Raw genomic sequence first — 12,331 nt, 5'->3', positions numbered from 1 at the left:
GATTTCCCCACGGCTCGCTCGCGGAAGTCGCCGCCGTCTTCACCCGGCTCGGTGTCACCGCGTTCGGGGGCCCCGCCGCGCACATCGCGGCGATGGAGGACGAACTGGTGGCGAAGCGTGCGTGGGTCACGCGCGACGAATTCGCCGATCTGGTGGGCGCGGCGAATCTGATCCCCGGCCCCAACTCCACGGAGCTCGCCATTCACCTGGGCTACAAGCGCGCCGGATGGCCGGGGCTCGTCGTGGCGGGGGGCTGCTTCATCGTGCCGGCGGTGGCGCTCGTGTGGGGCATTGCGTGGGCGTACGTGCGCTACGGCGCGCGCGTGGAGGTGCAGACCATGCTGCAGGCGATGCAGCCGGCGGTGCTGGCGGTGGTGGTGCAGGCGATCTGGCGGCTGAAGGGGAGTCTGGTGCGTACCCGTGCCGGGATCGTGCTCGCCGCGTTGGCGTTCGCGGGGCTGTTGATGGGGGTCTCCGAACTCACGCTCCTGGTCGCGGCGGTCGGCGCCTCGCTGCTGTGGGCGCTGGCCGAGCGTGGCCCCGGCTCGTCGACACGCCTCACCGGTGTGCCATGGGCCGCCCTCGGGCTGCTGCCGGCCGCGGGAGCCGACTCGGCGTCGCTACTCTCCACGCCCGCCATCTTCCTGAGCTTCGCGCGCATCGGCAGCGTGTTGTTCGGTAGCGGCTACGTGCTGCTCACCTTCCTGCGCGGGGAGTTCGTCACACGGCTCGGGGTGCTCACGGAGGCGCAGCTGCTCGATGCCATCGCCGTGGGGCAGGTGACCCCCGGGCCCGTATTCTCGGCGGCCACGTTTGCCGGCTATCTGCTGGGTGGGCACGGCGGGGCGGCGGCGGCCACGGCCGGCATCTTCCTGCCCGCTTTCGTGGGCGTAGCGGTCACCGCGCCGTTCGTGGTGCGGCTGCGCCGGTCGCCCATGCTCAGCCGGGCCCTCGACGCGGTGAACGCCGTCACGCTCGCCTTCATGGCCGGGGTGGTGCTGCTCATGGCGCGCGGATTCGCGCCGTCCGCGCTGTCGCTGGCTATCTTGGGTGTGGCCAGTCTCCTCCTCATTCGCACGACGATCAGTGCCGGGTGGGTGTTGGCGGGTGGGGCCGCGGTCGGCCTCGTCCGTTCGTTGGTGCTCGTCAGTCCGTAAATTCTCGCGCGATTTGAGCGCGTCCTCCCCAAGCCCCTGCTTCCCGTGTCCCTGCGCACCTGCTGGATCAACGGCTCGTACGTCTCCGAAGCCGATGCTCACGTGTCCATCTTCGACCGCAGCGTGCTGTTCGGCGATGGGGTCTACGAAGTCGCGGCCGTGTTCAACGGCCGACTGCTCGACGCGGACCGGCATCTCGTGCGCCTCGAACGGTCGCTGCGCGAGCTCGCCATGCCGTCGCCAGCGCCGATGCAGGAACTCGAGTCGGTCATGCAGGAGCTTGCGACCCGCAACGGCGTCACCGAAGGGCTGGTGTACCTGCAGGTCACTCGTGGAGCCGCCGAGCGTGACTTCGCGTTCCCGGACCAAGTGCAGCCCACGGTGTTCGCCTTTGCGCGCCCAAAGAAGCTGAGCGACGATCCGCACCAGCACGGCATGCGCGTGCACGTCGTGCCCGATATCCGCTGGCAGCGGTGCGACATCAAGAGCACGGCCATGTTGGCACAGGTGCTGGCCAAGCAGGCGGCGCGGCAGGCGGGCGCGTTCGAAGCGATGATGCACGAAGACGGTCTGGTCACCGAAGGTGGATCGAGCAACATCTGGATCGTGCGCGACGGCATCGCCTACACGCGCCCGCTCTCGAGCGACATTCTGGCCGGGATCACCCGCCATGTCTGTCTCGACGTGGCCGACGAGGCGCAGGTGTCGGTGGTGCAGCGCGCCTTTACGGTGGACCAGGCGATCCACGCCGACGAGTGCTTCATCACCAGCGCCACGAGCTTCGTGCTGCCGGTTACGCGCATCGATGAGCATGTGGTGGGCAACGGCTCGCCCGGCGCGGTTACGCTGCGCATGCGTGAGGCCTATCTGGCGCGCGCGCATCGGCTCACGACCTGATCGATTCGTTTCCTCTCTCACCTACCCCGGAGTCGATGCCATGAAGACCGCGCAGCAGCTGATCGCCGAAGCCAAGGCGGCGATCACCGAAGTCACGGCCCGCGAAGTCCAGAACGCGCTGGCGCACGGTGAGGCGCTCACGCTCATCGACATTCGTGAGCAGAACGAGTGGGCGATGGGGCATGCGGCACCGGCGCAGTACATCGGTCGCGGCGTGCTCGAAAGCCAGATCGAGGCCAAGGTGCCGCGTGATGCGCGGGTCGTGCTCATGTGCGCGAGCGGCAACCGGTCGGCGCTTGCGGCGGTGACGCTCAAGGAGATGGGCTACACCAATGTGGCCTCACTCGCCGGTGGGTTCCGCGACTGGGCCGCCTCCGGCGGCGCGGTCGCCGATTGATCACCCGAACGCGGCATCGGTTGCCTTCGTGTTGAATGCCCTCGCGCATCCCACCGTTGCCGCGCTGGCCGCGCGGCTGTCGGTGCGGGTGCCCGCCGAGGCCGATCGACGCCAAGACGCGCGGCTCGCCGCCGTGGCGGCGGTGATTCGTGTCGTGGAGCGCGAACCGGAACTGCTCTTCATCAAGCGCGCCGAACACGAGGGGGATCCGTGGAGCGGGCACATGGCGTTTCCGGGTGGGCGCCACGAGCCTGGGGACGGCACGCTCGAGGAAACCGCGTGCCGTGAGAGCTACGAGGAGCTTGCGCTCGATCTGCGCGCCGGCACCATACTCGGCCGCCTCGATGATCTCGCGCCGCGCTCGCCGGTACTGCCACCGATTCTGATTCGCCCCTTCGTGGCCGTGGTGGCGCCCGACGTGACGTTCGCCCCCAGCGAGGAAGTGGCGGCAACGTTCTGGGTGCCGCTGTCCGTATTGGCACACGAAGATTCGCGCGCCGAGCATGTGATGACCATCAACGGCGCCAGTGCGCGCTTTCCCGGCTTCCGTGTGCACGAGCACATCGTGTGGGGCCTTACCGAACGCATCGTGCAGCAGTTGCTGTCGCTTCTGAATGACGATGCGGATATCAGCGTTTAACGGCGCAGAGGATTGCCGGTGATTTCAGGACTGAAGACAACCCGCGCGCTCGTCGCGGTCGCAGCTATGGGCCTCGCGTCCTGCCGTAACGGATCGACGTCGACCCCCGTGGCTCCGATGTCGGGGAAGCGTGTGGAAGGGCCGAACGGGATGGTGGCGGCCTCGCATCCCGATGCCGCCGCGGCTGGCGCGGCGATGCTGGCGCAGGGCGGCAATGCCGTCGATGCGTATGTGGCTACCGCCTTCGCCCTCTCGGTGACCGACGTGTCGCAAACCGGACTCGGTGGCGGCGGCGCCATGACGTTCTACAACGCGAAGACCGGCACGGTCGAACATCTGTCGTTCTATCCGCGTACCGGAAGCGACGCGGGGTGGGCGCGTCCCGATACCTCACAGGGGCGGGCCATGGGGCGCGCGGCAGCCGTACCGGGGATGGTCGCCGGACTGCTGGAGGCCCACGGTAAGTGGGGGACGCTCCCGATCGCTCAGGTGATGGCACCGGCGATCCGCCTCGCGCGCGAGGGGTTCGTCGTGTCGCCGCTGCTGGCGCGCACCATCGATCGTTCGCGTCCCAAGATGCAGGCGGACTCGCTGGCCATGCTGCGCTTCATGCCCAACGGCGAGCCGCTGCGTCCGGGGGAACGACTCGTGCAGCCGGAGCTGGCCAATACGCTCGAACGCGTCCGCGATGGTGGCCGCACCGCGTTCTACACCGGGGCGATCGCCGAGCGGTTGAGCGCCAAGGTGCAGGCGAAGGGTGGGCTCATCAGCGTGGACGACATGCGGCGCTATCCCACGCTCACGGTGCGTCCGCTGTGCACCACCTGGCGCGGCTACACGGTCATCGGCGCGCCGCCGCCGATGGGTGGCGCGTCGGTGCTGGAGATGCTGCAGATCGCGCAGGCGAGCGGTGTGGCCGACGCGGGCGGGTTCACCGAGCACCCGGACGCGGTGGTGAAGATGGCCGACATCATGCGCCTCGCGGGGGCGGACGGCAGCCGCTGGCGCGGTGATCCGACAGCGTTGCGCGTGCCGGCGCGCGGTGCGTCGAGTGCGGCGTATGCGACGGCACGGGCCGGGCTTGTGGGCGGCGCGCTCGCCGACACGGTGCGGGCCGGTGATGCGGAAGTCTTCGACACCACGCGGGTGGCCGATGCGTGCGGCCGGTTCGACCCGTATCCGGCGCAGCCGGCCATGGCGGCGCCAGCGGAGCGCAGCCCGTCGAAGAGTGGACCGGCCAACGGCGAGGCCGGTGAAGAGGGGCAGAGCTTCACCTCGCATCTCTCGGTCGTGGACGGGCGCGGTAACGCGGTGTCGGCGACGACAACCGTCGGCGTGTTGTTCGGCTCAGGCGTGTACACCGAAGGGTTCTGGCTCAACTCGTCGGCCGCCAATCTCGATGCGCGCACGCGCGGCGCCAACCGCTACGCCAACTCCACCATGTCGCCCACGCTCATTCTGCAGGGCAAGGATGTGCGACTGGTGATCGGCGCGGCGGGGTCGCAGTACATCCAGCCGGCGATCACGCAGGTCACGCTGCGCATCCTCGCCTTCGGGGAGGATCCCTGGACGGCCATCGCCGCGCCACGTATTCACGCGTCGGCGACCGACCGTGACGTGGAAGTGGAGCCCGGTTTTGCGGGGAGTGTGTATCAGGCGCTCGTGACCCGCGGCTATCGCCCGGAGAGCCGTGTGGCCGACATCACCTTTGGCGGCGTGCACGCGGTCTACGTGCGTCCCAACGGGACACGTATCGGCGTGGCCGACCCCCGTCGCGACGGCGTCGCCGCCCGTCAGTAGGGCGCGAACCCTCGGAGGAGGTAGGGACAGCCGTACCGCATGGTACGGCCGCCTCTTGTCTTTGGTTTAGGATGACCTAAATTAGTAGTATGGCTTTACCGAATGCTGAAATGCCCAACCTGTCCGAACGTCCCGACACGCCCCCCGCCCATGGCGGGGATACTGAGCCGGGGTGGCAGCGGGCGCGACTCGCGCCGTCGCTCGCCGAAGTGCACCGGTCGGTGGAAGTGCACGGGGCGACGTGGTTCCGGAAGCTCATCGCCTTCGCCGGTCCAGGGTATCTCGTGGCCGTGGGGTACATGGACCCCGGCAATTGGGCCACCGACCTCGCCGGCGGGTCGCGCTTTGGCTACGCGTTGCTCTCGGTCATTCTGCTGTCGAACCTGATGGCGGTGCTCCTGCAGGGGCTCGCCTCCAAACTGGGGATCGTCACCGGACGCGACCTCGCGCAGGCGTGCCGCGATCACTACTCGCCGCGCACCGGCTTCGTGCTCTGGGTGCTCTGCGAACTCGCCATCGCCGCCTGCGATCTCGCCGAGGTGATCGGCACCGCCATCGCGCTCAATCTCCTGTTCGGCATCTCGCTGCCGGTGGGCATCGCCATCACCGCGTTCGACGTGATGATCGTGCTCCTGCTGCAGAACCGGGGGTTCCGTCTGCTCGAAGCGCTGGTGATCGCGCTCATCGCGGTGGTCGGCGGCTGCTTCGTGTTCGAACTGTTCATCTCACGCCCCGATGTGGGCGAGGTGGCGCGCGGCTTCGTGCCCACCACCGAGATCGTGCGTAATCCGGAGATGCTGTACATCGCGATCGGCATCCTCGGTGCGACCGTCATGCCGCATAATCTCTACCTGCACTCGAGCATCGTGCAGACGCGCAAGTACGCCGAAAATGCGGAAGGCAAGCGCGAGGCCGTGCGCTTCGCGTTTCTCGACAGCACCATCGCGCTCACCTTCGCGCTGTTCATCAACGCCGCCATTCTCATCGTGGCCGCGGCCACGTTCCACCGCAGCGGCAATACCCAGGTGGCGGAGATCCAGGACGCCTACCAGCTCCTCACTCCGCTGCTTGGCGTCGGCGGGGCAAGTGCCGTCTTCGCTCTGGCGCTGCTCGCCTCGGGGCAGAATTCCACGCTTACCGGTACGCTCGCCGGCCAGATCGTGATGGAAGGGTTTCTCAACCTGCGCATCCGGCCGTGGCTCCGACGCCTGATCACGCGCGCGATCGCCATCGTGCCGGCGGCGATCGTGGCGATACTTTACGGCGAAAGCGGCACCGCCAAGTTGCTCGTGTTCAGTCAGGTGGTGCTGTCGTTGCAGCTCTCCTTCGCCGTGTTCCCGCTGGTGCAGTTCACTTCCGACCGGGTCAAGATGGGCGAGTTCGCCAATTCGATGCCGCTCAAGGTGGCCGCGTACGTCGTCGCCGCGCTCATCGCGTCGCTCAACGTATGGCTGCTCGCGCAGACCGTCAGCGGGTGGCTGGCCTGATGTATCGCCGCATCCTCGTACCGCTCGAACATTCATCGTACGATCGGGTCATTCTCGACCACGTGCGGCAGTTGGCCACCATGTGCCAGTCGTCCATCGTGCTGATACATGTGGCCGATGGGTGGGCAGCCCGCAATCAGCTGTCGCTCAAGCTGCGCGAGAGCGAAGAGATGCGCGTGGATCGCGACTACATCGAAAGCGTGTGCGCATCATTGCGGACCGAGGGATTCGACACGGAATCCATCCTCGCCGGCGGTGACCCGGCCTCGGAGATCGCCGGCGCCGCGGACCGTGAGGGGTGCGACCTCATCGCCATGGCCACGCACGGGCATAAGGGCATCCAGGATTTGCTGTACGGCACCACTGCCAATGGCGTGCGTCATCGCACTATGGTCCCGGTGCTGATGGTGCGCGGACCCGTTGGCGGCCGCCCGCGTTGAGATCGAGCTGATGCCCGCCCGCCCTGCCGCCGCCGCCCCGCCGCCGCTCACCGAGCCGGTCGAGGATTACCTCAAGGCCATCTACGAGCTCGAAACCCGGTTCGGCGCGGCCGCCACGTCCGACGTCGCCAGCGCGCTGGCCGTAGCGCCGGCATCAGTGACCGGCATGATTCGTCGTCTGGCCACACAGGGATTTCTCGACCACGTCCCGTACCGGGGCGTGCAGCTCACGGCGCTCGGGCGACGGGCCGCCCTGCGCACCATCCGGCGTCACCGGATTCTCGAGAGCTACCTCACCCAGGTGCTCGGCTATCCCTGGGATCGCGTGCACGATGAAGCGGAACGCCTCGAGCATGCGGCGTCCGACGATCTCATCGATCGGATGGCGGCGGCACTGGGGCATCCCACCGCGGACCCGCACGGGGCGCCCATTCCCACCGCCGACGGGGTGGTGGACGAGCGCCGTCATCGCACGCTCGCCGATCTCGCGGTCGGTGAACATGTCCGCATGGTGCGCGTGAGCGACAAGGATCCGTCGCTGCTGCGGTATCTGGCGGAGATCTCACTGCAGCCCGGCGCCGAGATCACGTTGGTGGCCCGTGCGCCATTCGATGGCCCCATCACCCTGCGGATCGGGGCGCACGAGCCGGTGGTGGGACCCAATCTGGCGGCTCAGGTGTTGGTGGAGTCCATGCCTGCCACCCCGTCTGATTCCGATCTCGCGATGTCCGTCTCGCCCTCGGCCGATCGCCACGGCCGCGAGGCGATCGCACGCCCGCGTCCCCGGAAATCGGCCCGCTGATCCGTTCGTAGGCGGAGCGGGTGGTGCCCATGACGTTTCGAACGTGCTGCCGCGTCGCGGTCGCCATTGCGGTCGTGCTGAGTCCGGCCGGATCGTTGGCGGCTCAGGGTGATTCGGCCCTGTCGCCCACCTATGGTCGTGTGGCGCCGGCCCAGCGCGGCATCGCCATCGATGCGCGGATGGCCGAGGACTTCGGGTTGCGTCCCGGGAGTCGCGTGCGCCTGTCGGGAAGCCCGGGGACGTTCGGCGATACCGTGGAGGTGGCGGCGGTCTTTCAGCGGAAGGCCGATCCGGCCGAGGTGGCTCGCCGCGAGTACCGCATCCGCACGCACCTCGATCATCTGCAGGAGCTGCTCGGCCTCGATGACCGCGTCGACCGTTTCGCCGTGGGAGTGCGCGCGGGCGTGCCGGTGGATTCGGCCGTGGCGCGCATCAATCACGTGGCCTTCGGGTTTCGCGCGCACAAGTCGGGCGATGTGGCGGTGCAGAGTTCGCGCACCTTCCGCGTGGTGGAGCGTTTCCATCGCGCCATCGGACTGATCACCGTGGTGGCCAGCGCTGTCTTTCTCCTCTGTCTGTTGCTGCTGAGCGTCGAGGAACGGCGGCGTGACATTGCCGCCCTGCGGCTCATGGGGATTTCGCAGGGCACGATCATTCGCTCCATCGTCATCGAGGCCGCGGTGGTGAGTGTGATCGGGAGTATCATCGGCGCCGGTATTGGCTGGGTATCGAGCCTCATCGTGAATGCGCATTTCCAGCAGGTGTACCGCACACCACTGTTGTTCGCGCTGCTGACGCCCGAGATCTTCGCGTTTGCGACGCTCACGAGTCTCGTGCTCGGCATCGGCGCGGGGGCGGTGGCGGCGTGGCGTCTGGTGCGCACGCCACCGCTCACGTTGCTTGGGCGATGAGGCGCCGCGAATGAGCATGCGCACCACGCTGGCGTTGGCCACGTTACGGCGGCATCCCGCCCGCACCATGCTCGCGGTGCTCGGCATCGCGGTTGCGGCGGCGCTGCTGCTCGACATGGTGATGCTGGCCACGGGCATGAGCGAAAGCTTTCGCTCGTTGCTCCTGACGCGCGGGTACCAACTGCGCGTGTCGCCCAAGGGCACGCTGCCGTTCGATAGCGAGGCCACGATCGACGGCGCCACGGCCATCGTACAGGCGCTGCGTGCGAACCCCGACATCAAGGCCGTGAGTCCGTCGTTGGGCACCACGTTCGCATTGCCGGGGCAGACGTTCCCGTCGGTGTTCACACTCGGGCTCGAATCCGATGTGCAGGGCGACTACGTGCTCGAAGCCGGGCGCGACATGCCGGTGACCGGTGACGGCCTGTCACCGGCAGCGCCGTTGCCCGCCGTCGTGAGTAAGTCATTCCTCGTGCGGAGCGGGCACCAGCTTGGGGACACCCTCACGGTGGCCGCGGGTATCGATGCCCAGTTGCGCACCACCGCCCGTTCGCGGCTCGTCGTGCTCTCGGGAGAAGGGCGGTTCTTCTATGTGCCCGCCGAAACGCCCGTGATGGCGTTGCCGCTGCGCGATGTGCGCACGCTCCTCGGCGCCGCGTATCGGGACCGGATGTCGTTGGCGATGGCGGAGAGTCGCCGTGGCGATTCGGTGAGTGTGGAGGCCGTGCGCGCGTGGATTGCGGCCTCGCAGCCGCGAGTGACCGCCATCAGCACCGAGACCGCCATCCGGCAGGTCGAAGAGCGGTTGTCGTACTTCCGGCAGCTGGCTTTCGTGCTCGGAGCGATCAGTCTTGGTATCGGCTTTCTGCTGGTGGCCACGCTCGTCACGCTGTCGGTGAACGAACGACGTGGCGAGATCGCCGTGCTGCGCGCGATCGGTACGCAGAAGGGTGGGGTGTTGCGTCAGGTATTTCTCGAGGGACTCTTGCTCAGCAGTGCCGGCATCGCGGGCGGATTGCTGCTGGGCATTGTGACTGCACGCTGGCTCAACGGAATCCTGCGCGACTTCCCCGGCTTGCCCGCAGCGTTCGATTTCTTCCTCTGGAGTCCGGAAGCGGCGTGGAAGTCCCTAGCGCTGCTGCTGATCTCCGGGACACTCGCCGGGCTGCTCCCAGCCTGGCGTGCTGCCTCCATCCCCATCGTGCGCTCGTTGCGCGAGGACGCCGTTGGCTGACGTATTCTCCGAAGCGGTGATTCGCTGTGAACAGGTGCATCGCCGCTACACCATGGGGGATGCCGATGTGCACGCGGTGCGCGGCATCGACCTCGAAATCGCGCGCGGTGAGTTCGCGGCGATCACGGGCCCGTCGGGGTGTGGCAAGAGCACGTTGCTCCATCTGCTTGGCGCTATCGACGCGCCAAGCTCCGGGCGCGTATTCGTGAATGGCCGCGACACGGCCCAGCTGGACGACGCCGAAGCCACCGCCTTCCGGCTCCGGCACATCGGCTTCGTGTTTCAGCGGTTCTATCTCATGCCCACGTTGTCGGCGCAGGAGAACGTCGAGCTGCCGCTCGCCGAAGCGGGGCTGGGCAAGACAGCTCGGCGCGCCCGCGCGTCGGAGTTGCTGGGGTACGTGGGCCTCGGAGATCGCCGTGGCCATCGTCCCACGCAGCTGTCGGGCGGTGAGCAGCAGCGCGTTGCGATCGCGCGCGCACTTGCCAATGAACCCGCCTTGTTGCTCGCCGACGAGCCGACCGGGGAGCTCGACGCGGCCACGGGCGAGAAACTGTTGGCGCTGTTCGGTCAGCTCAATCGTGATGGCACAACGCTGGTGTTCGTGACGCACGACAGCGTGGTGGCCAATACCGCGCGGCGCGTGATCCGCCTGCTTGACGGTCGCGTGGCGACTGACGTGCGCCAAGCGAGCGCGTAGGCGCATCGTATGCACCGGGAACGCCTGAATACCTCGTGGCTGCTGGCATGGCGCACGGTCACTTCGCGCCCGTGGCGGGCGCTGCTGTTGTGTGGCGGCTTCGGCGTGGGCGTGGCGGTGATGATCGTGCTCCTCGCCGTGGGCGAAGCGATGGTGCGGCAAGCGAGTCAGGAGCGGCTGGTCGGCGGCGGGCAGGTCACGGTGCTTCCCGAGGGGATCGACATCGAAGTGCTCACCACGGGCGGGCTGGGTGGCCTGTTCTTTTCCGTGCCCAACGCGCGGTTCGTGCACCGGCAGGTACTCACGAGTCCGCGTTTGGCCGATGCGGTCACGGTGGCGGCGCCGCAGCTCGAGGGCAAGCTGCTGTACCTCACCACCGCCGACGGTGTTGAGCATCCGGTGCGGGCCACCGGCGAAGTGCCGTCGGCCACCCGCCAGCTTGGGGCGATGCCCGACATCTCGAACGGCGTATGGGACGACGACGCCGGCGATCTGCGGTGGACGCGCCCCACGATGGCAGAGTTGCGGCACGACGTCGATCGATTCCACCGACCGAGCGAGGGGTTGGCGAACGCCGATTCGTGGGGGGAGTGGCATTACTTCAACGTGCTCTCGCCTGATGCGAAGCGGTGGGCGTTCATCACCTTCCTGGTAGGGGGTGACGTGCGCGGCGATCGCTGGGGCGGACAGCTGCTCGTCACCCTGCACGAGCGCGGCAAGGCGCCACGCCGCTTCGTCACCAACGTGACACGCGATCGGGTGCGATTCAGTCGACGCGACGCCGATGTGCGCATCGGTGACGGGCAGGTGCGTGTACTCCCAGATGGACGGTACGCTGTGAAGTCCGTGGGGCGGGAGGCCGGCACCGGCACCACGTTGACGCTCGACCTCGTGGTGAATCCTGCGCCGCGCGTGGAGTTCCCCGGAGCCACGCTCATAAGCGGCGACTTCACCTCGGGGTACGCGGTGCCGGCGTTGCGCGCCACGGCCACGGGCACGATTTGTGTGGCATCACGGTGCGATACGTACGAGAACGCGCAGGCCTATCACGACCACAATTGGGGTGGGTGGCGCGGCGTGACGTGGGAGTGGGGGGCCACGCGCGCCGGTGACTACACGCTGCTGTACGGGCGCGTGACCCCCGAGGACACGAGTGGCGGCACCTCGCCGCTGTTCGTGTACGTCACCGACGAGCGTGGGTTCGTGGCGCTGTTCCGTCCCAAGGCGATGCGCTACGACGACGCGCGCATGGTGCAGACAGCCGAGGGGCCACTCGCGGTCCCGGCAACGGCCGAGCTGTTCGATGTGCGCGGCGCCGACACGCTGCGCGTACTGCTCACGGTGGACGATGCCGTGGCGACGGATACGCGCATGGGGCTCGCTGAGCGCGGTGAGGGCGACTATGCGCGCGGGCTTGCGCGCCCCTGGTTCATCCAGATGGCTGGTGAGGCGCGGCTCAGTGGTCGCATCCGCGGCAAAGTACTCGACGGCCGTGGCCGTGGATTCTTCGAGACCTACCGCTAACGCGCAGCGCGCACGCACGCGCTTCGGCACGCAGGGGTGGAATTATCCCGCGTGGGTGGGGCCCTTCTATCCCAGTGGTACGCGTCCCGCGGACTTTCTGCGCACGTTTTCTCGTGCCTTCGAAACGGTGGAGATCGACTCCACCTTCTACGCGATCCCGCCAAGCCGCACGGTGCGCAGCTGGGCGCAGCGCGTTCCCGACCGGTTCGTGTTCACCTGCAAGATGCCGCAGGAGATCACGCACGAGCGGCGCTTCGTCGGTTGCGACGATCTACTGTTCGCGTTCGTGGAGCGCATGCGTGAGTTGGGGCCCAAGCTGGGGCCCATCCTCATTCAGTGCGG

General features: G+C 67.9%; 13 protein-coding genes. All 13 read left to right on the top strand.

The features are described 5' to 3' along the window. Nucleotides 1–1,157, top strand: a 1,157-nt coding sequence (gene chrA / locus ACIQ6O_RS06650) for a chromate efflux transporter (protein WP_396206996.1), incomplete at its 5' end; no start/stop codon positions are given. Nucleotides 1,158–1,202: 45 nt separating this feature from the next. Further along, a complete protein-coding gene (locus tag ACIQ6O_RS06645; protein ID WP_396206995.1) occupies nt 1,203–2,054 on the top strand; it encodes a D-amino-acid transaminase in 852 nt (283 codons plus the stop codon). Nucleotides 2,055–2,094: 40 nt separating this feature from the next. Continuing rightward, nucleotides 2,095–2,451: a rhodanese-like domain-containing protein gene (locus tag ACIQ6O_RS06640; RefSeq protein ID WP_396206994.1), complete on the top strand. Its 357-nt coding sequence runs from the start codon at nt 2,095–2,097 to the stop codon at nt 2,449–2,451. Between the two features lie 28 nt (nt 2,452–2,479). Further along, entirely contained in the window at nt 2,480–3,091 is a 612-nt protein-coding gene (locus ACIQ6O_RS06635; RefSeq protein WP_396206993.1) for an NUDIX hydrolase, read from the top strand. Nucleotides 3,092–3,208: 117 nt separating this feature from the next. Then, nucleotides 3,209–4,891 carry a gamma-glutamyltransferase family protein gene (locus ACIQ6O_RS06630; RefSeq protein WP_396206992.1) on the top strand — a complete coding sequence of 561 codons (1,683 nt, stop codon included), beginning with the start codon at nt 3,209–3,211 and terminating at the stop codon, nt 4,889–4,891. Between the two features lie 110 nt (nt 4,892–5,001). Further along, a complete protein-coding gene (locus ACIQ6O_RS06625; RefSeq protein WP_396206997.1) occupies nt 5,002–6,378 on the top strand; it encodes an Nramp family divalent metal transporter in 1,377 nt (458 codons plus the stop codon). Then, nucleotides 6,339–6,818 (top strand): universal stress protein, encoded by a 480-nt coding sequence (locus tag ACIQ6O_RS06620; protein WP_396206991.1) that lies wholly within the window; start codon nt 6,339–6,341, stop codon nt 6,816–6,818. Before ACIQ6O_RS06625 ends, ACIQ6O_RS06620 begins: the two co-directional genes overlap by 40 nt. Before the next feature lie 10 nt (nt 6,819–6,828). Then, entirely contained in the window at nt 6,829–7,620 is a 792-nt protein-coding gene (locus ACIQ6O_RS06615; RefSeq protein ID WP_396206990.1) for a metal-dependent transcriptional regulator, read from the top strand. A 29-nt stretch (nt 7,621–7,649) separates the two neighbouring features. Continuing rightward, a complete protein-coding gene (locus ACIQ6O_RS06610) occupies nt 7,650–8,531 on the top strand; it encodes an ABC transporter permease (RefSeq protein WP_396206989.1) in 882 nt (293 codons plus the stop codon). Nucleotides 8,532–8,541: 10 nt separating this feature from the next. Next, nucleotides 8,542–9,765: an ABC transporter permease gene (locus ACIQ6O_RS06605; protein WP_396206988.1), complete on the top strand. Its 1,224-nt coding sequence runs from the start codon at nt 8,542–8,544 to the stop codon at nt 9,763–9,765. Further along, nucleotides 9,758–10,465, top strand: a complete 708-nt coding sequence (locus ACIQ6O_RS06600) for an ABC transporter ATP-binding protein (protein ID WP_396206987.1) — start codon at nt 9,758–9,760, stop codon at nt 10,463–10,465. The genes ACIQ6O_RS06605 and ACIQ6O_RS06600 overlap by 8 nt, the downstream gene beginning before the upstream one ends. A 9-nt stretch (nt 10,466–10,474) precedes the next feature. After that, complete coding sequence (locus tag ACIQ6O_RS06595; protein WP_396206986.1) at nt 10,475–11,989, top strand: hypothetical protein; 1,515 nt, start codon at nt 10,475–10,477, stop codon at nt 11,987–11,989. Then, nucleotides 11,958–12,331 (top strand): DUF72 domain-containing protein (locus ACIQ6O_RS06590; protein WP_396206985.1); only part of this gene is annotated, 374 nt, incomplete at its 3' end. The genes ACIQ6O_RS06595 and ACIQ6O_RS06590, both read left to right, overlap by 32 nt.

The organism is Gemmatimonas sp., assembly GCF_044345575.1.
Taxonomy (GTDB): Bacteria; Gemmatimonadota; Gemmatimonadetes; order Gemmatimonadales; family Gemmatimonadaceae; genus Gemmatimonas.
This window is presented reverse-complemented; position numbering and strand designations above follow the sequence as displayed.